Below are 21,048 nucleotides of genomic sequence, written 5' to 3'. Positions count from 1 at the left end.
CAGGACGCCGAAGCAAAACGGGCGGCCGGACGCGTGGACGCCAGGCGGTCCTACATCACCAGCAGGACCTTGCCCACATGCTCGCCGGAATCGAAGTACTCGTGTGCGGCCCGGACCTGCTCCAGCGGGAAGGTCTTGGCCACCAGCGGCCTGATCCGTCCATCCGCAAGCAGCGGCCAGACGGCGTCGCGCACCGCGTTCATGATCACCGTCTTCTCCTCGACCGGGCGGGGACGCAGCGACGTGGCGATGATGGCGGCCCGCTTCTTCAGGAGCTTCCCCAGGTCCAGTTCCCCCTTGGCCCCGCCCTGCAGCCCGATCACCACGAGCCGTCCGTAATCGGCCAGGGCATCGACGTTCTGCTTGAGGTATTTGGCCCCGACGACGTCGAGGATCACGTCCGCGCCCTTGCCGCCGTTCTGCGCGCGCAGGCTCTCCGGGAAGTCCTCCTCGGCGTAGTTGATGGCGATGTCCGCTCCGAGGAACGCCTTCGCCGTGCCGACCTTCTCCGCGGTGCCGGCCGTGGTGGCCACGCGGGCGCCTAAGGCCTTCGCCAGCTGGATGGCCATCGTGCCGATCCCGCCCGTCGCCCCGTGGATGAGCACTGTTTCCCCCGGCTGCAGCTGCGCCGTCATGATCAGGTTGGAGTAGACGGTGGCGGCGATTTCCGGCAGCGACGCCGCGGTGACCAGGTCCACGCCGTCGGGAATCCTCAGCACCTGCCCGGCCGGAACGGCCACCTGCCCGGCGTATCCGCCGCCGGCGAGGAGCGCCACCACCTTGTCCCCCACCGAGAACGGTTTGCTCACTCCCGGGCCGAAGCCCGCGATCCGGCCGGAAACCTCCAGGCCGGGAATTTCCGAGGCGCCCGGGGGCGGCGGGTAGTGGCCCTGGCGCTGGTGGACGTCGGCGCGGTTAAGCCCGGCGGCAACGACGTCGATCAGCACCTCGCCGGGGCCCGGCACCGGGGCCGGGACCTCACGGACGTCCAGGGCCTCGGGGCCGCCGGGCTCTGAGATGTAGACAGCCTTCATGGAGAACTCCGATTTCTAACTCATTTCGTGCAGGAATGCGCCGGCGGCACACCGTGTCAGGAACGACGTCCCTCAAGACTATGTGGAGCGGCCGCGCCCGCCCGCGAGCCCGGCCGCGTTTTTTTGTTGCAGCCGACCGCCTATGGAACACTACTCGGTAGGGAAGGTTGTCCGAGCGGCCGATGGAGCTGGTCTTGAAAACCAGTGTGCGGTAACCCCGTACCAAGAGTTCGAATCTCTTACCTTCCGCGAACAATGCCCCAGGCTGCTGCGATTCCCGCAGGAGCCCGGGGCATTTTTGCGTCCGGGAGCGGCCCGCGGGACTGACGCGGGAGCGGGCACGGGTTGCGGGCAGATCAGGGCGGATAGGGGCCGCCGATTCGCCCTGATCTGCCCAGCCTCGACCGGTGGCATGGCATTCCCGGCTTATCCGGTCCAGCCCTGCGCCCGCAGGGCCAGCCGGACGCGGGTCAGCACCCAGTCCTCACCGTTCCGGACATCGACTTTGTTGATGACCAGCTGCCGCCAGCCGGCATCGGCAGTACGCTCGCGGCGCAGGGCATCGAGCTGCTGCTGGGCGGGCGTCAGGTGATGGGCGCCGTCGTACTCCACCGCCAGACGGTATTCCGGGCATGCCAGGTCTACCCACAACGGAGTGCCGAGGGAGTCCATGAGGACGTAGTTCGCTTCAAAGGCCGGCAGGGCGGAGCGTCCGAACAGCAGTCGGAGCCGGGTTTCGGGCGGCGAATCGGCGCCGACCCGAACCAGCTGGAGTGCGCTCCGAAGCAGCGGAAGCCCTGCCACGGGGCGTTTCTGCTCTGCGTAGCGAAGAAGCTCCCGCAGCGGTATCCGCGCTGCCCGCGGGTACCGGGCGCGCGAATGTTCGCAGATGAGGTCGTCGACAATGACCACGATGTCATCGCGGCTCAAGGTTCCCGTTCCCGCCAGATCGAGCAAGGTGCGGGGAATGGAGGTGACCGGAACGCCCTGCAGAATCACGATTTCGGTGGGCGCCAATTCGGAGCGGTGGCCGACGACCCCCTTTCGGCGCGGGGCGGCGGAGCCGTTTCTGGTCAGATGCAGGAGCCTTGCCGAAGGCGCCGACCCGGCGTTCACCGGGTCGCCGGGTAACTTGAAGCGGTGGATGTCGGCGGCCGAGTCGAAGCTGACGGTGTCGGCCGTCCCCAGCCGCGTGTAGGGGCGGGCCCGCGCCAGGAGCGGCTGTTCCCGCCCGGCCGGCACCCTGATCCCGCGGCTTGGCACGTGGATGTCCGCGGCCTTGGCCCGCCACGGGGAGAGTCCGTGGAGCCTGGCTTCGCCGATCGTGAACGAGGCCGCCGCCAGTGCCTCGGGCAAGGGTTTCGCTGTCGCCATTCGAACATTAGGCCACAGTCCGGCTGCCGGTGCCGCCGGTTATCCACAGACGCAGCGACAGGACGGCAGCGCGGAGGCAGCGCACGGCAGCCGTCGCGGGAAGTTGGCCGGCAATGTGGGCAGATCAGGGCGGATACGGACCGGTCCACCGCCCTGATCTGCCTCCGACGCCGGGTCCGCTGACGCGCGAATCGACCCGCGAACCCGGCGGCAATTCCGCCGGTCCATTGAAACCGTCAGTGCCCCGGCATAGTCTCTCTGTTGTCTCCACCCACCACCCGAAGCTGGCGGCCGCCACAACAAGTGACCGGCCGCAGGACAGAGCAGGAGCCCTACATGCCTACACCCGAGCACTCCAACGGCGCACCGTGCTGGATCGACCTGATGACATCGGACACTGAAAAGGCCAAGTCGTTCTACGGCGAACTTTTTGGCTGGACATTCGAGGCCGGCGACCAGGAGAAATACGGCGGCTACATCACCGCCTCCAAGGACGGAAAGTCCGTCGCCGGCGTCATGCAGAAGATGGAAGCCCAGGCCGCGATGCCGGACATGTGGTCCACCTACCTGCAGACCGGCGACGCCGCGGCCGCCGCCGCTGCCGTGACCGCGAACGGCGGCCAGGTCTACATGGAACCGATGCATGTTCCCGAACAGGGCCACATGGCCATCTTCGGCGACCCGTCCGGCGCCTCGATCGGCGTCTGGCAGCCCCTGGAACACAAGGGCTACCAACTGGCCGCCGAGCCCGGTGCCCCCGTCTGGCATGAGCTCCACACCAAGGACTATGACAAGGCGGTCAAGTTCTACCAGGACGCCTTCGGCTGGGACACCGCCGTCCTCAGCGACACCCCCGAGTTCCGGTACACCACCCTCGGCGCCGGAGACGCGGCCAAGGCCGGGATCCTGGACGCCTCCGGTTTCCTCCCGGAAGGCGTGCCCTCCAACTGGATCGTCTACTTCGGCGTGGAGAACGCCGACGCCGCCATCGCCAAGGCCGTTGAGCTGGGCGGCAGCGTTGTCCGGCCACCCGAAGACACCCCCTACGGCCGGAATGCCACCCTGACCGACCCGACGGGCGCCATTTTCATGATCAGCCAGGAACTGCCCCGCGGAGGCGGCGAGACCCCGTAGCGGGAGCCTGATTTCCAAACCCTTCACCCAGTGAGCATGCCCTCCCCCGGGCCGCAGCAGTGGACATATTGCCCAAATGTCCACTGCTCAGCCCGGGGGTGGGGCATGCTCATTTTTCGTGGGCGCGTACGTGGGGCATGCTCATTTTTTGGTGCGGCTGGAAACCGAGGATGCCGCGGGCGATCTCGTCGGCGTCGCGCAGGGTGCGCTGGCCGCTGCGGTAGGCCGGGCCGTTCTTCTGCCGGGCCTCGGCCGCGATCGCGGTGCCCCACTGTGCGGCGGAGAGCTGGAGCCCCAGAACGTACAGGCCCTCCGTCACGGAGCCGTTCGCGCCCAGTGGCCGGTACGGGTGCGGGGTGACGTCCAGGCCCGAGGTCTGCACCGGGGTGCCCTCCGCCGTCATCATCAGGCGCGGGCGCACGAGTCCCTCGGCGAGCAATTGTTCCAGCAGCGGTGACTTGTTGACGCTCACGCGGTTGGCCGGCGCGAGTGCCTCGATCATGGCCGCGGCCGCCACCGGATCGCCCACGACGACGCCGCCTTCCGCCCCGGCGTCCGGGCCGCCGCCGACCCACGGCGAGGCCGCGGTAAAGGTCCCCGCCTTGCGGTCGACGCCGAACTTGGGGTCCGGTCCGACGAACCGGACGACGCCAGCGCGGACCAGGGCCGCGAGCTGTTCGGCACGCAGCGCGGGCGGACCGCTGGCGAGGCCTTCGACGAACGATTCGAACCAGCCGCGGAGCCCCGCGACCCACGACTCGTCCGTGATGCCGCCGTCCGCCACGGCTGTTTTGAGCACCGCTCGGCCGTGATGCAGGGCGCCGATCGTCATCTTGACCGGGTCGTCCTCCCCCACCGCCGAACGCCGGGCGTCGTCGAGCAGATAGTCGACGACCGCCGCGTCCAGCTCCGCCCGGGAGCCGAAGGACCGCCCGGCCAGGGGCGCCGCGAGGCCCAGCAGGTCCAGGCGGTGGGCCGGCCGGACGTGCACATCGATCACGGAGTCCACGGCGCCCTCCCATTTGGCCGTGGTGTGCGCGTGCGGGCGCAGGGCCGCGTCCAGGGCGCGCAGGAATTCCGCGGGATCGGTGAGGATGGCCCCGGGCTGCGAGCGCGCCAGCGTGGAGTAGTAGGCCCAGAGCGCGTCCCGGTGCAGGAGCGGCCAGAGGTCGTGGTCGAAGGCCGGCCGGATCCCCGCCGCGGCGAACCTCGCCAGGGCGGCCTCCGTGCAGTACCGCAGCGACACGGCGGCAGGGTAATACCCGGACAGGGCGGCCTTGGCCCGGTACGGGGTGCCGCGGCGCGAGGCGGCGATGATGAGCGGTTCGCGGCCCGACGGCAGGTACCTCAGCCCCGCGCCTCCCTCCACGGCTGTGTCTGCAGCCAGGAACGTGCCGCCGCGCCCCTCGGTCAGCTGGCCCATCATGTCGAAGAAGTTCAGGCCCATGCCACGGACCAGGACCGGTTTGACCGCCGGGATCCGGGACCAGTCGACGTCGGCCGGGGCGGCCGGCGGGAAGTAGAGCAGCCCCAACTCCTCCGCCGCGGCCTGCAGCTCCCGCTGCTCCGGGTTCAGCCGCGCGTCAAGATGGCCCAGGGCCAGCACGACGGAGCCGACCGTGAGCACCGCGCCGTCCGCGAGCCCGACGTCGAACCTCACGTCCCCGTTCTGCCCGGCGCCTGCGCGCCGGACGGACGTCGCAGCGGTCTCGTGGAAGTCCACCGTGACGCCGGCCGGCAGGCGCGTGAGCAGTTCCTCGACGGTGCGGCGGAGGTAGCGCCCGTACAGGGCGCGGCTGGGGAAGTCCGCCGGGCCCAGCCCGGACAGTTCGTGACGTTCCTGCGCGGCCAGCGAGGGATGGGGGTGCCGCTGCTGCAGTTCACGCCAGCGGTCGAAGGTGTGTCCGGCCAGCGGTTCCGCGAGCTCCGGGTCCTCCGGGTCCTCCGGGACGACCGTGGGATAGAAGGACTGCGTGTTCATCAGGTACAGCCGGGACTGGCCGGGCTGCCACACGTGGCCGGGGCCCGCGGGATACGGGTCGATCACATCGATGTGGAGGGCCTGCGCGCCCCCGTGCCCGGCGCCGGCCTGTGCCCAGTTGGCCAGCAGCCGCTCCAGCACGCTCGTGCCCCGGGGACCGGCGCCTATCAGTGCCGTCCGGATATTCTGCGCTGTGCCCACGGGCTCCAGCGTATCGGCATCTGTGGTCCTGGCCTGACGTTCCACCTGGCCCGCCGTGTGACTTGCTACCGGCGCGAAGATGTTGCTTGGATGGGGGCCATGACCACCACTGAAGCTGACCATCAGCCCGCGTCCGGCCCCAACACCGCATCAACAGCGGGCGCCGGGGCCGGCTCCGAACCCGTCGACGAGAACATCTGGCTGGAGGACATCTACGGCGAGGAGCAACTGGCCTGGGTACGGGAGCAGAATGCCCGGACCGAGGAACTGCTGGAGGATGCGGACTACGCCGGACTTGAAGCCAGCATCCTCGAGGTGCTCGATTCCACGGACCGGATCGCCATGGTCGGCAAGCACGGCGAGTGGTACTACAACTTCTGGAAGGACCGGGAGAACCCCAAGGGCCTGTGGCGCCGCACCGGCTGGGAGAGCTACCGGGGCGGGTCACCCGAATGGGACATCCTCCTGGACGTGGATGCCCTGGCCGCGGCGGAAGGCCAGGAATGGGTCTTCCACGGCGCCACCTTCCTCCGCCCGGCCGCCGGGGAACCGCACCGGCGGGCACTGCTGGCCCTCTCCCCCGACGGCGGCGACGCGAACCGCCACCGCGAGTTCGACGTCGAGCGCCGCAGCTTCGTGGACCCGGCGGCGGGCGGCTTCGACCTGCCGACGGCGAAGGGCAACGCCTCCTGGCTGGACGCGGACACGCTGCTCGTGGCCAGCACCGCCGACGGGCTGCCCAGCACCACCTCCTCCTATGCCCGGACCGGCGTGAAACTGCGCCGCGGCGGGTCGCTGGCCACGGCCGAGCGGCTGTTCGAGATCCCCGAAGAGCACATGATGGCGCTGGTGGCCCACGATTCCACCCCCGGGTTCGAGCGGACCTTCGCCGTGGACTGGATCAGTTTCTTCGAGAAGAACACCTCGGTGCTGCGCGGGAACGAGTGGGTGCAGCTCGACGTTCCGGCCGACGTGAACCTGAGCTCACACCGCGAATGGCTGCTGTTCCGGCCGCAGCGTGACTGGACCGTCAACGGCGCAACCTACCCGGCCGGATCCCTGCTCGTGGCGGATTTCGAGGCGTTCCTTGCCGGCGAACGGGACCTGTCCGTGCTGTTCACCCCCGACGCGAACACCTCCCTGCAGTCCTGGAGCTGGACACGGGACTTCCTGCTGCTGAACCTGCTGCGGGACGTGTCCTCGGAGATCCGGGTGCTGGATCCGCAGCGTCCCGGCACGGACGCGGCCTGGGCTGCCACCGTGCTGGACGCCTGCCCACCGCTGCATGACGTGACGGCCTACGCCGTCGACGACGAAGACGACGCGGAGGGCTCCGACGACGACGGTACCGGGGGCGCCCGCGCGGTGACGGAGGAGGTTGCCCCCGGCGCGGGGAACGACTTCTGGCTCGTGGCCACCGGCTTCACCACGCCGAGCACGCTCACCCGTGGCACCCTGAAACGCGCCCCTGACAGTGCATCTGGCGATGCCGGCGCCGGCATCGCCAGCACGCACGAGGTGATCCGCTCCTCGCCGTCGTTCTTCAATGACGAGGCCTACGAGGTCCAGCAGCACTTCGCCGTGTCCACGGACGGCACCCGGGTGCCGTACTTCCAGGTGGCTTCCAAGGACCTCGTGCTGGACGGCCAGAATCCCACCCAGCTCTCCGGCTACGGCGGCTTCGAGATCTCCCGGACGCCGGCCTACAGCGGCGTGATCGGGCGGGCCTGGCTGGAACGGCGCACCGCGGAATCCGCCGGCGCCGACGGGGAAGCCCCGCATTCCCGCGGCGGGGTCTACGTCGTGGCGAACATCCGCGGCGGCGGCGAATACGGGCCGGCGTGGCACCGGGCCGCGCTGCAGGAGAACAGGCACCGGGCGTACGAGGACTTCGCGGCCGTGGCGCAGGACCTCATCTCCCGCGGGGTCACCTCGCGGCAGCGGCTCGGGTGCGTGGGCGGTTCCAACGGCGGCCTGTTGGTGGGCAACATGCTCACCAAGTACCCCGGGCTGTTCGGCGCCGTGTCCTGCGGGGTGCCGCTGCTGGACATGCGCCGGTACAGCAAGCTGTCCGCCGGGTACTCCTGGATCGCCGAATACGGCGACCCCGATGTGCCGGAGCAGTGGGACTTCATCAGGACGTTCTCGCCCTACCACCTGCTCAAGGACGGCGTGGACTATCCGGAAACGTTCATCTGGACCGCCACGTCCGATGACCGGGTGGGGCCTGTCCAGGCCCGCAAGATGGCCGCGAGGATGCAGGCGATGGGCATCCCCAACGTCTGGTTCCACGAGTCGCTCGAAGGCGGCCACGCGGGCGCCTCGGACAACCGCCAGGCGGCGGCGCTGCAGAGCCGCAGCCAGCACTTCCTCTGGCGTTCGCTGGCCGGCCGGGGCGCCTGACCCGGCGCCTGACCCGGCGCCTGACCCGCGTCGAGGGAGGAACGCGGGGTCAGATCCTGCCCATACGGCGGGCCGGCATGGGCGCGGAGTGACCCCGCGTCGGCCGTTTTGCACTGCGTGGCACCTTCTGCGTATCCTTGGTTGGCTACTTAGTAGCAATTGGAGACGTGCCAGAGCGGCCGAATGGGCTTCACTGCTAATGAAGTGTGGGGCACAACTCCACCGGGGGTTCAAATCCCCCCGTCTCCGCGTTTGGCCCCGGTCCTGGACCGGGGCCTTTTGCGTACCCGGGGATTTGCCGGCATCGATCCCGGGCACCGGGCGCTGCTGATGTCCGCGGGCAGATCAGGGCGGATGGCAGGCCTCCATCCGCCCTGATCTGCCCGCGCCTCCGGGCGTAACGCGTCCGGGGGCCGGACGCGTTGCGCCTTCGGCCGCGCCCGGATGGCAGGATAGGCCCATGCCGAGCAACAACGACCCTGACGCGACCACCGGAGGCGGCGGCCACAACGGCGCCGCCGCAGCGCCGGAGGCGTGGAGCCCGCGCCTGGCCCTGCTCGTCGCCGCAACATTCTTCATGGAATTCCTCGACGGGACGGTGCTCACCACCGCGATGCCCAGCATCGCCGCGGACTTCTCGGTGGCGGCCGCAGACGTCAACATCACCATGACCGCCTATCTCATGACGGTGGCGATGGGGATCCCGCTCAGCGGCTGGCTGGCGGAGCGGCTCGGGGCACGCCGGGTCTTCTGCCTGGCCATCGCCACCTTCACCGCCGCGTCGCTGCTCTGCGCGCTCAGCCAGGACCTGACGATGCTGACCCTGAGCCGGGTGCTGCAGGGCGCGGGCGGCGCCATGATGGTCCCGGTGGGCACCCTCGTGGTGCTGCGCGGCACGCCGAAGAAGGATCTGCTGCGGGCCACCGCCTACCTCGTATGGCCCGGGCTGCTGGCGCCGGTCCTCGCACCCCTGGTGGGCGGGGCACTCACCACGTACCTGTCCTGGCACTGGATCTTCCTCATCAACCTCCCGCTCGGGCTGGCCGCGTTCCTGGCCGCCCTCCGCCTCGTGCCGTCCGCCGCGGGTGACGGCAACCGCCGCCTGGACTGGCCCGGCCTGGCCCTCACCACCCTGGGTGTCGGCGCCCTGGTGGTGGGCCTGGAGCTTGCCGGCGGCCAGGCATCCGGGACGCCGGCGGCCCTCAGCATCGCCGCCGGACTGCTTTCCCTGGCTGGCGCCGTGCTGTGGATGCGGCGGGCGCGGAACCCCCTGTTCAACCTCTCGGTCTTCTCGACCCGCACGTTCCGCGCGACCGCCACCGGCGGCTTCGCCTACCGCCTGACCATCAGTTCCGTGCCGTTCCTGCTGCCCCTGATGTTCCAGAACGGTTTCGGCTGGGACCCGCTGCACGCCGGGATCCTGGTGGCCGCGGTGTTCGTGGGCAACATCGGGATCAAACCGGCCACCACTCCGCTCATCCGGCGCTTCGGGTTCAGGCCGGTGCTGGTGTTCGCCTCGCTGGCCTCCGCTGCCACGTTCGCGCTGTGCGCACTGCTCGACGCCGGAACTCCGGAGCCGCTGATCTTCGCCCTGCTGGTGGGCAGCGGCGCATTCCGGTCCATCGGGTTCTCGGCCTACGCGACGGTCCAGTACGCCGACGTCGTTCCCGCCGAACTGCCGTCCGCCAACGCCGTCTCTGCCACCCTGGTGCAGCTCGCGACCGGCGCCGGGATCGCCGTCGGGGCGCTGCTGCTCCGGATTTTCGAGTCAGCGGGCGCCCTGGCGGGCCCGGGTGCCGCCGGAGGCGATCCGGTGGCACCGTACCGGGGCGCGTTCCTGGCCATCGCGGGGGTCATGCTCCTGAGCACCCTGGACAGCCTGGCGCTTCCCCGCCATGCCGGATCCGCGGTCAGCCGGCCTGGCCGAGCACCAGCGGCAGCACGGCCCCCGCGCCCGCGAGCCTGAGCGCCCGGCCGGCGACCGTGACCGTCCAGCGGCTGTCGACCAGGTCATCCACCAGCATCACGCTCTGGCCCCGGATCCCGGCCAAGGCCGCTTCCAGCTCCGGCCCGACGACGAGCCTGTCCCACACGCCCGCGAGCCGGTACGCGCTGTTGCCGCCGCGGCCGCCCGTCGGGCCGCCGTGTCCGGGCTGCAGCTGGCCCAGATACGGGATGCGGCCGATCCCGGAAATGCCCCGGGCCAGGGAATCGACCAGTCCCGGCCTGCTCCGGGAGGGAACGCTGATGATCGCGGCAGGACGGCCGGCCCCGCTCCAGCCAGGGTTGCGGGCGTCCCCGGTTCCCCACTCGCGCAGGACCTGGACGCAGGCCTGCAGCATGCCGGGGTCCACGGGGCGGTCCGGTGCGCCCGCGGCGAAGGTCTCCCGCAGCGCACCGCCCCAGCCCAGGTCCGTCAGCCGCGCCAGCGCCCGGCCGTCGGCCACGCTTTCCCCGGGCTTGATCTTGCCCTTCACGGACACTCCCAGCCGGTCCATCCCGCTGGGCCACTGCAGCCGCGGCTCCAGGACGATGCCCGCGCGGCTCAGCGTCTGGCCGGCGGCTTCCGTGGCGGAGGAGGCAATGTCGGTGGGGAACCAGCGGCCCGCGCAGTTGTCGCAGCGGCCGCAGGCGCGGGCGGTTTCGTCGTCGAGGACCGAGGTGATGTACTCCATCCGGCAGCCTGCCGTGTCCTGGTAGATCACCATGGAGTCCTGCTCATCCACCCGGGCCTCCGCGATCCGGCCGTACCGGTCGGCGTCGTACGTCCAGGGCCGGCCGGTGGAACGCCAGCCGCCGCCGACCCGTTCCACGGCGCCGTCCACGGCCAGGACCTTGAGCAGGAGCTCCAGCGGCGTCCGGCGCAGGTCCACCCGCGCCTCGAGGGCCACCGTGGACACGGCGGATCCGGCGTCGGCGAGGGCACCCAGCACGGCGGCCGCCTTCGCTTCCGAGGGCATGGACGCGGTCGCGAAGTACTGCCAGATGTCGCGGTCCTCGGAACCGGGCAGCAGCAGCACGTCGGCGTTCGCGGCGCCACGGCCGGCGCGGCCCACCTGCTGGTAGTAGGCCACGGGGGACGACGGCGCCCCCAAGTGCACGACGAAGCCGAGGTCCGGTTTGTCGAAGCCCATGCCGAGGGCGGACGTGGCCACGAGGGCCTTGACCTGGTTGTCCTTGAGGAGCTGCTCCGCGCGTTCCCGGTCCGCGGGGTCGGTGCGGCCGGTGTAGGCGAGCACCTCGTGGCCGGCTTCGGCCAGCAGGCGGGCGGTATCCTCGGCGGCGGAGACGGTGAGGGTGTAGATGATGCCGCTGCCGGGCAGGTCCGCCAGGTGGGTCAGCAGCCAGCCGAGCCGGTCGCGGGAGTCCGGCAGGTCCAGCACGCCGAGCCGCAGCGACTCGCGGCCCAGGGCGCCGCGGATGGTCAGCACGCCCTCGCCGAGCTGTTCCTCGATGTCGTGGACCACCCGGGAGTTGGCGGTGGCTGTGGTGGCGAGCACGGGCACCGTGTCCGGAAGCTGGGTGATCAGGTCCGCGATGCGCCGGTAGTCCGGACGGAAGTCATGGCCCCAGTCCGAGATGCAGTGGGCCTCGTCGATCACCAGGAGCCCGGTGCGGCGGATCAGCTCGGGCAGCTGGTTCTCGCGGAAGGACGGGTTGGTGAGCCGCTCGGGCGAGACCAGCAGCACATCGACCTCGTCGCCCGCCAGCTGCTCCCGGACGGTGTCCCAGTCCAGCTGGTTCGCGGAGTTGATGGCCACGGCCCGGACCCCGGCCCGGGCGGCCGCGGCCACCTGGTCGCGCATGAGCGCCAGCAGCGGGGAGACAATGAGCGTAGGTCCGGCCCCGCGGCGCCGCAGCAGCAGGGAGGCGACAAAGTACACGGCCGATTTTCCCCAGCCGGTGCGCTGCACCACCAGGGCCCGCCGGCCGCCGTCGACGAGCGCCTCGATGGCCTCGAACTGGCCGTCGTGGAACTCGGCAGCCGGGTGCCCCACGAGCTCCCGCAGCACCGCCTGGGCCTGTTCCCGCGTCCCCGGGTCCACCGCCGGGCCGCCGGCCGCGGCAGCCGGGGCGGAGGGGTCGGAAACGGAAAGGACGGCAGCGTTCTGGGTATTGGCCATTGCTTCAGTATCCCAGCCCCTTCCGACAGCCACGAAGCAGGGACTCCGCCATGTGGACAAACCGGCTTTCCCTCCACAGGGCTTTTCGGGTTCAACGTAAGATAAGACCCGTGACTACGGACAAGACAAAGACCTATGACCTCTCGGCTTCGTTCAAGGCCTACGACGTGCGCGGAATTGTGGGCGATTCCATCACCGCGGAAATCGTCGAAGCCGTCGGTGCAGCCTTCGTGGACGTCCTGGAACTCGCCGGCGAGACCGTGCTGGTGGGCGGCGACATGCGCCCCTCCTCCCCCGAGTTCGGCAAGGCCTTCTCCGATGGCGCGGCCACGCGCGGAGCCAACGTCCAGCTCCTGGACCTGATCTCCACGGACGAGCTCTACTACGCCTGCGGTGCCCTCAATGCAGCGGGCGTCACGTTCACCGCCAGCCACAACCCGGCCGAGTACAACGGCATCAAGATGGCCAAGGCCGGCGCGGTGCCGATCTCGTCCGAAACCGGGCTCAAGGAAATCCAGGCCCGCGCCGAGGAGTACCTCAACGCCGGCACCATCCCCGCTGCCGGCACCCGCGGCCTGATCGGCGTGCACGATGTCCTGAAGGGCTATGCGGAGTACCTGCGCAGCCTGGTCGACCTCCGCGGCTCGCGGCCGCTGAAGGTGGTCGTCGACGCCGGCAACGGCATGGCGGGCCTGACCACCCCGGCGGTGCTCGGCGATGCCCTGCTGCCCGGGCTGCCCTTCGAGATCGTCCCGCTGTACTTCGAGCTCGACGGGTCCTTCCCGAACCACCCTGCCAACCCGCTGGATCCGGCCAACCTGCGCGACCTGCAGGCCGCCGTCCTCGAGCACGGCGCGGACCTCGGCCTGGCGTTCGACGGCGACGCCGACCGCTGCTTCGTGATCGACGAGAAGGGCGAGCCGGTCTCGCCGTCGGCCATCACCGGGATGGTGGCCCGCCGCGAGATCGCCCGCGCGCAGGGCCTCGGCGAGGAAACCCCCACCATCATCCACAACCTGCTGACCTCCCGGGCCGTGCCCGAACTCGTCGAACGCCACGGCGGCCGGGCCGTCCGCACCCGGGTGGGACACTCGTTCATCAAGGCAGTGATGGCCGAGGAAGGGGCAGCCTTCGGCGGCGAGCACTCGGCGCACTTCTACTTCCGGGACTTCTGGAACGCGGACACCGGGATGCTGGCGGCCATGCACGTCCTGGCCGCCCTCAGCGAACAGGACGGACCGCTCTCCGAGCTGTGCCGCGAATACGAGCCCTACACGTCCTCGGGCGAGATCAACTCGGAAATCGAGGACAAGGCCGCGGCCGTGGAACGGGTCCGGGCGGACTTCGAGGGCGAGGACGTCGAGGTGGACCACTTGGACGGCAGCACGTTCATCGCCACGGACGGCAGCTTCTGGTTCAACCTGCGCCCCTCCAACACCGAGCCGTTCCTCCGCCTGAACGTGGAGGCCACCGACACCGCCACGATGGAACGCGTCCGCGACCGGGTCCTGGCGCTGGTGCGGGGCTAGGGCATGACGGAATCCCCCGCGAACGTCGGCTCCTGGCGCCGTTCGGTGCCGGAGGCCAGCGCCACGGACCTGGAAAACCTGCTGGGCACCGGCGTCGGTGCCGCGCAGGAGCAGCTGGAACGCAACGGCGGCTTCCTGCCGTTCGCGCTGGTCGTCCAGAACGACGGCGAGGTCCGGCTCGTGGCCGTGACCCCCGCGGATGCCGCCGAGGGCACGGACGCCGACTTCGATGCGGACGCCATGATCGGCGACCTCAACGAACTGCTCCGGCAGAACCGGGACGACTTCCGCGCGGCCGCCGTCGTCTGCGACATCACGCTGCTGGAAGAGGCCACCGACGCCATCCATGTGGCCGCCGAGCACCGGGACGGCTCCCTGTTCGCCGCGGTCCTGCCGTATGCCGCAAACCCCGCGACGCACGAGTTGGAGTTCGGCGAGCTCGCCGCGGACACCAACGAGCCCGTCGTCTGGGTGGACTAGACCGGCCGTAAGCTGGTGTCATGAAGATCAACGCCTTCGCGGACGTGAGCCTGCGCGCCATGATGGTGCTCGCCGCCGCACCCGGCGGCGGCCTGCTGACCACCCAGAGCATCGCCGACGCCGTGCGCACGCCGTACAACCACGTCAGCAAGGCGATGGCGAAACTGCGCGAACTGGGCATGATCGACGTCGAGCGCGGCCGCACCGGCGGTTCCCGGCTCAGCAGCGCGGGCCGCGCCGCCACCGTGGGCCAGCTCCTGCGGCAGCTGGACTCCCGGCTGGACCTGGCCGACTGCGTGGCGGACGCCGGGGCATGCCCGCTGATCACCGAATGCCGGCTCAGGGTAGCCTTGTCCCGCGCCCGCGAGGCCTTCTACCGCGAACTCGACGACGTCGTCGTCGCCTCACTGCCCACGTCCAGCCAGATGACCCCCGTGTTCCAGGCGATCGGCCTGCGCGCCGGGTTGTGAACCGCCGCTGACCCGGTTCTGAGCTGGTTCCAAACGGAGCTGCACCCCGGTCCGGGATCCGGGCCTCCCTCCGCCACGCCCGGGAACACCGCCGATTTGGAAATGTTTTCTACGCCCGGTAGAACTTAGGTGTAGATACTCGTATTTAAAATGCAGGTATTTCGGCACGGTCCGGTTCCAGACCCCGGACCACTAATCTCAGGAGTCAGCATGCTCTCGGACAAGTCCTTCCCCGTCATCGAGGCCACCCTGCCGCTGGTCGGTTCCCGGATCGGTGACATCACCCCCAAGTTCTACGCCCGCCTCTTCGCCGCGCACCCCGAACTGCTGGACGGGCTCTTCAGCCGCTCGAACCAGCGCTCCGGCGACCAGCAGCAGGCGCTGGCCGGAAGCATCGCCGCTTTCGCCAGCCACCTGGTGAACAACCCCGGCACCCTGCCGGAGACCGTGCTGTCCCGCATCGCCCACCGCCACGCCTCCCTGGGCATCACCGAACCCCAGTACCAGGTGGTCTACGAGCACCTCTTCGCCGCCATCGCCGAGGACCTCGCCGAGGTCATCACCCCCGAGATCGCCGAAGCCTGGACCGAGGTCTACTGGCTGATGGCGGACGCGCTGATCAAGCTCGAAAAGGGCCTCTACGCCGCCCAGGCCAACGGCAGGATGTGGAGCCCCTGGCGGGTCGCCGCCAAGTCCCCCGCGGGCACCGGCTCCATGACCTTCACCCTGGAACCTGCGGACGACACCCCCATCACCCCCGCCCTTCCCGGCCAGTACGTCAGCGTCAAGGTCACGCTCCCGGACGGCCTGCGCCAGGTCCGCCAGTACTCGCTCTCCGGCGCTGCCGGCACCGGCCGCACCTTCACCACCAAGCTGGACGACGGCGGCGAGGTCTCGCCGGTGCTGCACCACAGCGTGAAGGTCGGCGACGTCCTGGACATCTCCAACCCCTACGGCGAGATCACGCTCAAGGAGGGCGACGGCCCGGTGGTGCTCGCCTCGGCCGGCATCGGCTGCACCCCCACCGCCTCCATCCTGCGCTCCCTGGCCGAGTCCGGCTCGGACCGCCAGGTCCTGGTCCTGCACGCGGAAAGCAGCCTGGACAGCTGGGCGCTGCGCGGGCAGATGACGGACGACGTCGAGCGCCTCGAGGGCGCGGACCTCCAGCTCTGGCTTGAACAGCCGGCAGCCGGCGCGAAGGCGGGCTTCATGTCCCTGCGCGAAGTGGACCTGCCGGCGAACGCCTCGTTGTACCTGTGCGGGCCGCTGCCGTTCATGAAGAACATCCGCAATGAGGCCATCAACGCCGGCATTCCCGCCACGAAGATCCACTACGAGGTCTTCGGCCCGGACATCTGGCTCGCCAGCTAGGTCCTGGCCCGGCCGGTGGGCAGATCAGGGCGGATGCGGCGTCGCCATCCGCCCTGATCTGCCCCCAGGCGCGCCGCCGGGACCGCGCCAAATACGACGGGCGGCCCCGCACCTTTCAGAGGAAAGGTGCGGGGCCGCCGTCGTTGTAAACGGGGCCTCCGCCGCCGAGGGTTCCCTGGCTGAGCGGAGCGAAGCGAGGGAGGCGGTGGGGACTCAGCTGAGGCGGGCCTTCAGCCCGTCAAGCTCGGACCGCAGCGCCGCCGGAAGGGAATCGCCGAACTGCCCGTACCATTCCTCGATCGAGGCGAGCTCGGTGGCCCACTCCCCGGGGTCCACCCGGACCGCGTCTTCCACATGGGCGTGGCTGAGGTCCAGGCCGGTGAGGTCCAGCGAGTCGGCGGTCGGCACGAAGCCGATGGGGGTCTCGACGGCGTCGGCCTTGCCTTCGATGCGCTCGATGGCCCACTTCAGGACGCGGGCGTTGTCGCCGAAGCCCGGCCAGGCGAAGCCCCCGTCGGCGGTGCGGCGGAACCAGTTCACCAGGAAGATCCTGGGCAGGCGCGCCTGGTTGGCCTTGGCGGACAGGTTGACCCAGTGGTTCAGGTAGTCACCGGCGTCGTAGCCGATGAACGGCAGCATGGCCATCGGGTCGCGCCGCAGCACGCCGATCTGGCCGGCGGCGGCAGCCGTGGTTTCCGAGGACAGCGTGGAACCCATGAAGACGCCGTTGGACCAGCTGCGGGCCTCGGTCACCAGCGGAATGGTGGTCTTGCGGCGTCCGCCGAACAGGATCGCGGACAGCTCCACACCGTCCGGGCTGTAGTACTCCTCGGCCAGCATGTCGATCTGGGAGATCGGCGTGCAGAAGCGGGAGTTCGGGTGGGCTGCGGGCTTGTCCGAACCGGCGGTCCAGGAGTTGCCCTGCCAGTCGGTCAGGTGCGCCGGGACTTCCTCGGTCATGCCTTCCCACCAGACACCGCCATCGTCCGTGAGGGCAACGTTGGTGAAGATGCTGTGGCCCTTGGCAATGGCGCGCATGGCATTGGGATTGGTACCCCAGCCGGTCCCTGGAGCGACGCCGAACAGGCCGGCCTCGGGGTTGGTGGCGCGCAGTTCGCCTTCCTTGCCGATCCGCATCCAGGTGATGTCGTCGCCGAGGGTCTCGACCTTCCAGCCTTCAATCGTCGGATCCAGCAGGGCGAGGTTGGTCTTGCCGCACGCGGACGGGAAGGCCGCGGAGACGTAGTACTTCTTCTGCTCCGGCGAGGTGAGCTTGAGGATCAGCATGTGCTCCGCGAGCCAGCCTTCGTCGCGGGCCATCACCGAGGCGATGCGCAGGGCGTAGCACTTCTTGCCCAGCAGGGCGTTGCCGCCGTAGCCGGAACCGTAGGACCAGATGGAGCGCTCTTCGGGGAAGTGCACGATCCACTTGTCCGGGTTGCACGGCCACGGGACGTCGGCCTGCCCGGGGGCCAGCGGCGCGCCGAGGGAGTGGAGCGCGGGGACGAAGAACGCGTCCGTGGCGGTGATGCGGTCCAGGACCTCGGTGCCGATCTGGGCCATGATGCGCATCGAGGCAACCACGTAGGCGCTGTCGGTGATTTCGACGCCGAACTTGGGATCCTCGGCGTCGAGGTGGCCCATGACGAACGGGATGACGTACATGGTGCGGCCGCGCATGGAGCCTGCGAACAGGCCACGCAGCTTCGCCTTCATGTCAGCCGGGGCCATCCAGTTGTTCGTGAAACCGGCGTCACGCCTCTTCTCGGAGCAGATGAAGGTCTGTTCTTCCACACGGGCAACATCGGCCGGATCCGAGAAGGCCGCGAAGGAGTGGGGGAAGAGCTCCTCGTTCAGCCGGGTCAGCGTGCCCGCTTGAACGAGCTCATCTGTCAGCCTGGTGTTCTCTTCTTCCGTACCGTCAACCCAGTGGATCCGGTCCGGCTGGGTCAGTCCTGCAACCTCTTCAACCCATGCCAGCAGGCCGGCATGTGTGGTGGGTGCTTTCTCAAGCAGCGGCAGTCGAGCCAGATCGCCCATTGCGGTTCCCTTCCTCGGGTTCAGTCGTGTGTCCTAAATGCTAGGTGGCCCAGGGCCCCGCTTTCCGGGCCCGGAGATAGGATGACCACGCGGCGGGGAAGCAAAATCCGCGTGAATTCAAGGAAGTGTCGGTGCAGAAATGCGCCTCTTTGTGACCAAGGTCACGTAGACCGGTCTAGTCAGCCAGATTACACCTGTTTCGATTTGTAACTGCGGCTCCCCTCGCGTAAAGTAATTCGAGGTTCGGGGAGCGAGAAGTTCTCCAAGAGCCGGGAATGCGCCCATAGCTCAGCTGGATAGAGCGTCTGTCTACGGAACAGAAGGTCAGGGGTTCGAATCCCTTTGGGCGCACAGAGAAAAAGATCCGCACCGGTCCGCCGGTGCGGATCTTCGCTTTAAGCGCCTGGTGAAGGCGCAGGTGTAAATGTCCGGGGTAAGCGCCGGCAACTGCGGATCCCGTTACATCGAAACAGCCTGCGCGATGCGGCCCCGGATCCCGTCGAAGTGCGTGGCGAGCCGCCCGGCGGCCAGCACCTTGTCCGCCGCTGCCGCGGCCTCGTAAATTCCCCGGTGCGTTGAGGCCTCCTCCACCAGGTCCACCGTGTCCGTGCCGCCGAGTTCGAAGTGGATCCTGCGGTAGACCGTCCAGAAGACCCCCAGCAGGCTGATCAGCAGTTCGTTGTTCAGCGGCTCGAACAGCCGGCGGTGGAACTCGGCGTCGGCCTCCAGGAAATGCTCGCCGGCCGCGGCCAGGGTTTCCATCCGGAGCACGGACTCCTCGACGGCGGCGAGCTGTTCCCGCGTGATCTTGTCGATCGCGCCGCCGATCAGCCCGACCTCGAGTGCCTGCCTGGCGTCCACCAGCTGCAGGGCCTCCTGCCCTTGGTGCCGCAACGACAACCGGCCCCGGAAGGTGAGCCCGTCGGTGAGGGCATCGAAGTTGCTCGGGGCCACGAACATGCCGAAGCCGTGGCGGATCTCGATCACGCCCAATGCCTGGAGCACCTTGAGTGACTCCCGCAGCGTATTCCGCCCGACGCCGAGCGCAGCGGCGAGCTCATTCTCCGTAGGCAGCGGGTCCCCCGTGTCCAGCTCGCGCTCCAGAATCAGCTCCATGATGTCCGACTGCAGGGCGCGAAGCCGGGCCTGTGCGCTGAACCTCGCCTGCGTCACCGCGCTGGCTGCGGTCATGATGTGTCCCCTCGCCGTTCTGTGTTCCTTACAGTAGCGAAGGTCCCACGTCCTGCACAGGCCGTATCGGGCTGGAGTTCCTGCCGCCTGAATTCGAGGCGCGCCGGACCCCGCCGGACGCGGGCTCCGGACGCGGGCCGGCCGCGGGCTCCGGAACCGGGTCACAGCCCCGGCGTAGGCTGTTGCCATGACGGCACAGCGTGAGCGTGAATTCGATGTCATCGTGATCGGCGCGGGCGCCGTGGGCGAGAACGTGGCGGAACGTGTGGTCCGCGGCGGACTGACCGCGGTGCTGATTGAGGCTGAACTGGTGGGCGGTGAATGCTCGTACTGGGCCTGCATGCCGTCCAAGGCACTGCTCCGGCCCGGAACGGCCCTGCATGCCGCCCAGACCGTCCCGGGCGCGACGGAGGCCGTGACCCGGACCCTGGATGCCGCCGCCGTCCTGAAGCGCCGGGACTATTTCACGTCCAACTGGCAGGATGACAGCCAGGTCAAGTGGGCCGAGGATGCCGGGATCGAACTGATCCGCGGCCACGGCCGGATCACCGCCCCGCGGAACGTGGAAGTGGCCGGACGGGACGGCAACAGCTACCTGCTGTCGGCACGGCACGCCGTCGTGGTCGCAACAGGTTCCCGCCCGAATGTGCCGCCGATTGACGGGCTGGCGGACCTCAAATTCTGGACCACCCGGGAGGCCACATCAGCCAGGGAGATCCCCGGACGGCTGGCCGTGCTCGGCGGCGGCGTGGCCGGCACCGAACTCGCGCAGGCGTACGCGCGGCTCGGCGCGGCGGTCACGGTCGTGGCGCGGCACGGGCTGCTCGGCATGTTCCCGGCGGAGGCGGCAGACCTCGTCGCGGCAGGCCTGCGCGCCGACGGCGTCGAACTCCACCTGCAGACCGGCACCCAAAGCGCCCGCGGGGATGCGGACGGGACCCTCACCCTGACGCTCGACGGCGGCAGCACCGTCACGGCGGACAAACTCCTCGTGGCGACCGGCCGGCACCCGGCACTGGAGGGGATCGGTCTTGAGAGCGTGGGGCTCGGCGCAGAAGACGGCAAACCGCTGCGGCTCCGGACCGATTCCACTGGGCTGGTCGCGGGGGCCGCCGGAAACGCCGCGGCCACACCGGGCGGCGGGGGGCCCTGGCTCTACGCCGCGGGCGACGCCGCCGGCAAGGTGATGCTGACCCATCAGGGCAAGTACGAGGCCAGGGCCACCGGGGACGCCATCGCCGCCCGGGCCAAGGGCGGGCTGGCCGGCGAGCCCGCCCCGTGGAGCCGCTACGCGCAGACGGCCGACGAGCACGCCATTCCGAATGTGGTGTTCACCGACCCGGAACTGGCCAACGTGGGGCGGACCGTGGAGCAAGCGGAAAAGGAGGGCTTCAAGGTTTCCTCGGTCGAGCTGCCCATCCAGGTGGCCGGCTCCTCGCTGCACGCCGAGCATTACGAGGGCTGGGCCCAGCTCGTAGTCGATGAGGACCGCAAGGTCCTGCTGGGTGCTACGTTCGCGGGCCCGGACGTGGCCGAACTGCTGCACGCGGCCACCATCGCCGTCGTGGGCGAAGTCCCGCTGGACCGCCTCTGGCACGCGGTGCCGTCGTACCCCACGATCAGCGAAGTGTGGCTCCGGCTGCTCGAGGACTACGGCCTCTGAGCCCGAACGGACACTTGGCGCCCCGAATCCGCTGGTTTTTGGGCGCCAAGTGT

The 21,048-nt window shown here is 69.7% G+C and carries 14 protein-coding genes and 3 tRNA genes; 11 read left to right on the top strand and 6 right to left on the bottom strand.

Features of this window, described 5'->3' with window-relative positions:
• Positions 1-50: 50 nt before the first annotated feature.
• The gene (locus J9611_RS07205; protein WP_211878912.1) at positions 51-1,034 is read right to left on the bottom strand and encodes an NAD(P)H-quinone oxidoreductase; all 984 of its coding nucleotides are present in this window, start codon (positions 1,032-1,034) and stop codon (positions 51-53) included.
• A gap of 161 nt (positions 1,035-1,195) precedes the next feature.
• Here J9611_RS07205 and J9611_RS07200 point away from each other — a divergent pair.
• Positions 1,196-1,283: transfer RNA gene (locus J9611_RS07200), tRNA-Ser, on the top strand.
• A 177-nt stretch (positions 1,284-1,460) separates the two neighbouring features.
• Here J9611_RS07200 and J9611_RS21770 read toward each other — a convergent pair.
• Entirely contained in the window at positions 1,461-2,408 is a 948-nt protein-coding gene (locus tag J9611_RS21770) for an endonuclease domain-containing protein (RefSeq protein ID WP_246527488.1), read from the bottom strand.
• Between the two features lie 336 nt (positions 2,409-2,744).
• Here J9611_RS21770 and J9611_RS07190 point away from each other — a divergent pair, with 336 nt between their 5' ends.
• Positions 2,745-3,542, top strand: coding sequence for a VOC family protein (locus J9611_RS07190; RefSeq protein ID WP_211878911.1), 798 nt, complete (start codon positions 2,745-2,747; stop codon positions 3,540-3,542).
• A 109-nt stretch (positions 3,543-3,651) separates the two neighbouring features.
• On the opposite strand, the gene J9611_RS07185 is transcribed toward J9611_RS07190, so the two are convergent.
• Positions 3,652-5,724 carry an FAD/NAD(P)-binding protein gene (locus J9611_RS07185; RefSeq protein WP_211878910.1) on the bottom strand — a complete coding sequence of 691 codons (2,073 nt, stop codon included), beginning with the start codon at positions 5,722-5,724 and terminating at the stop codon, positions 3,652-3,654.
• 99 nt (positions 5,725-5,823) lie between these two features.
• Here J9611_RS07185 and J9611_RS07180 point away from each other — a divergent pair, with 99 nt between their 5' ends.
• The 3 genes from J9611_RS07180 to J9611_RS07170 all read left to right on the top strand — a co-directional run bounded on the left by J9611_RS07180 (position 5,824) and on the right by J9611_RS07170 (position 10,093).
• Positions 5,824-8,127, top strand: a complete 2,304-nt coding sequence (locus J9611_RS07180; RefSeq protein WP_211878909.1) for a prolyl oligopeptidase family serine peptidase — start codon at positions 5,824-5,826, stop codon at positions 8,125-8,127.
• 161 nt (positions 8,128-8,288) lie between these two features.
• A tRNA-Ser gene (locus J9611_RS07175) sits at positions 8,289-8,376 on the top strand.
• A 211-nt stretch (positions 8,377-8,587) separates the two neighbouring features.
• On the top strand, positions 8,588-10,093 hold the full coding sequence (locus J9611_RS07170) for an MFS transporter (RefSeq protein WP_211878908.1): 1,506 nt from the start codon (positions 8,588-8,590) through the stop codon (positions 10,091-10,093).
• Here the strand turns inward: J9611_RS07170 and J9611_RS07165 are convergent.
• Positions 10,038-12,251: a RecQ family ATP-dependent DNA helicase gene (locus tag J9611_RS07165; protein ID WP_211878907.1), complete on the bottom strand. Its 2,214-nt coding sequence runs from the start codon at positions 12,249-12,251 to the stop codon at positions 10,038-10,040. The two genes, J9611_RS07170 and J9611_RS07165, sit on opposite strands and share 56 nt — an antisense overlap.
• Positions 12,252-12,361: 110 nt before the next feature.
• Between J9611_RS07165 and J9611_RS07160 the strand changes: the two genes are divergently transcribed.
• The 4 genes from J9611_RS07160 (at position 12,362) to J9611_RS07145 (ending at position 16,101) form a co-directional block, all read left to right on the top strand.
• Positions 12,362-13,780: a phosphomannomutase/phosphoglucomutase gene (locus tag J9611_RS07160; RefSeq protein ID WP_211878906.1), complete on the top strand. Its 1,419-nt coding sequence runs from the start codon at positions 12,362-12,364 to the stop codon at positions 13,778-13,780.
• Positions 13,781-13,783: 3 nt separating this feature from the next.
• Positions 13,784-14,260, top strand: coding sequence for a hypothetical protein (locus J9611_RS07155; protein WP_211878905.1), 477 nt, complete (start codon positions 13,784-13,786; stop codon positions 14,258-14,260).
• Between the two features lie 20 nt (positions 14,261-14,280).
• Positions 14,281-14,730: an RrF2 family transcriptional regulator gene (locus tag J9611_RS07150; protein ID WP_211878904.1), complete on the top strand. Its 450-nt coding sequence runs from the start codon at positions 14,281-14,283 to the stop codon at positions 14,728-14,730.
• A 210-nt stretch (positions 14,731-14,940) separates the two neighbouring features.
• A complete protein-coding gene (locus J9611_RS07145; RefSeq protein WP_211878903.1) occupies positions 14,941-16,101 on the top strand; it encodes a globin domain-containing protein in 1,161 nt (386 codons plus the stop codon).
• A gap of 213 nt (positions 16,102-16,314) precedes the next feature.
• Here J9611_RS07145 and J9611_RS07140 read toward each other — a convergent pair whose 3' ends face one another.
• On the bottom strand, positions 16,315-18,141 hold the full coding sequence (locus tag J9611_RS07140; RefSeq protein WP_211878902.1) for a phosphoenolpyruvate carboxykinase (GTP): 1,827 nt from the start codon (positions 18,139-18,141) through the stop codon (positions 16,315-16,317).
• Positions 18,142-18,418: 277 nt separating this feature from the next.
• Here J9611_RS07140 and J9611_RS07135 point away from each other — a divergent pair.
• A tRNA-Arg gene (locus J9611_RS07135) sits at positions 18,419-18,492 on the top strand.
• Between the two features lie 108 nt (positions 18,493-18,600).
• On the opposite strand, the gene J9611_RS07130 is transcribed toward J9611_RS07135, so the two are convergent.
• Positions 18,601-19,332, bottom strand: a complete 732-nt coding sequence (locus tag J9611_RS07130; RefSeq protein ID WP_211878901.1) for a FadR/GntR family transcriptional regulator — start codon at positions 19,330-19,332, stop codon at positions 18,601-18,603.
• A gap of 187 nt (positions 19,333-19,519) precedes the next feature.
• On the opposite strand from J9611_RS07130, the gene J9611_RS07125 reads away from it, so the two are divergent.
• The gene (locus tag J9611_RS07125) at positions 19,520-20,995 is read left to right on the top strand and encodes a dihydrolipoyl dehydrogenase family protein (RefSeq protein ID WP_211878900.1); all 1,476 of its coding nucleotides are present in this window, start codon (positions 19,520-19,522) and stop codon (positions 20,993-20,995) included.
• The last annotated feature ends 53 nt before the right edge of the window (positions 20,996-21,048 follow it).

Source organism: Pseudarthrobacter albicanus (assembly GCF_018224015.1).
Lineage (GTDB): Bacteria > Actinomycetota > Actinomycetes > Actinomycetales > Micrococcaceae > Arthrobacter > Arthrobacter albicanus.
Note: the sequence above shows the minus strand (reverse complement) of the source record. Positions and strands in the feature narration are given on the sequence as shown.